This window comes from Burkholderia sp. A2 (assembly GCF_001729305.1).
Taxonomy (GTDB): Bacteria; Pseudomonadota; Gammaproteobacteria; order Burkholderiales; family Burkholderiaceae; genus Burkholderia; species Burkholderia sola.
Genome location: NZ_LZXX01000033.1, coordinates 1 through 664 on the forward strand (window position 1 = coordinate 1; position 664 = coordinate 664).

Consider the following 664-nt stretch of genomic DNA (forward strand, 5'->3'; position numbering starts at 1 on the left):
CCTTGCCGCCGGCGACGATCAGCGTATCGGGACGGCGCACGGCCGCGCGCAGCGACTCGGCCATCACGACGAGGCCCGACGACGTCTCGACGGGCCCGGCTTCGACGGCCACGACGCGCGGCGCATACGGCGCCGGCTGCCCGCGCTCCAGCGCGAGCTCGTTGACGGACGCGAACACCTGCAGCGGCCCCGTTACATCGAGCAGTTGCGCACGGGGAAACGCGAGGACCAGGATCGAACGCGGGGCGGCGACAGGCATGGCGATTGGCTTAAAACGTGGGTGATATGGCAATTTCGCCAAACACTACGCGCCTAGAATCGATCTGTCCATCCCGTGCCGAACGGCGCGCGTTCCCTTCCAGACGGAGTCTTCGCATGACCCTGCATATCGGCCTTCTCGTCTTTCCGGGCGTCCAGCAACTCGACCTCACCGGTCCGCACGACGTGCTCGCATCGCTGCCCGATGCGGCCGTCCATCTGGTGTGGAAGTCGCGCGACGCGGTCGCGTCGAGCAGCGGCCTCGCGCTCGCGCCCACTTGTACGTTCGACGACTGCCCGCCGCTCGACGTGATCTGCATCCCGGGCGGAATCGGCATCAACGAGCTGCTGCTCGATGCCGAAACGATCGCGTTCGTGCAGCAGCGCGCGGCCACCGCGCGCTACG

At 67.9% G+C, this 664-nt stretch carries 1 protein-coding gene and 1 pseudogene; one reads left to right on the forward strand and one right to left on the reverse strand.

Features of this window, described 5'->3' with window-relative positions; all coding sequences use genetic code 11:
• Positions 1-259, reverse strand: a pseudogene (locus A9Z05_RS03265) (GlxA family transcriptional regulator); the annotation flags it as partial.
• A gap of 116 nt (positions 260-375) precedes the next feature.
• Here A9Z05_RS03265 and A9Z05_RS03270 point away from each other — a divergent pair.
• Positions 376-664: DJ-1/PfpI family protein (locus A9Z05_RS03270; RefSeq protein WP_176730137.1), on the forward strand; the 289-nt coding region annotated here is incomplete at its 3' end.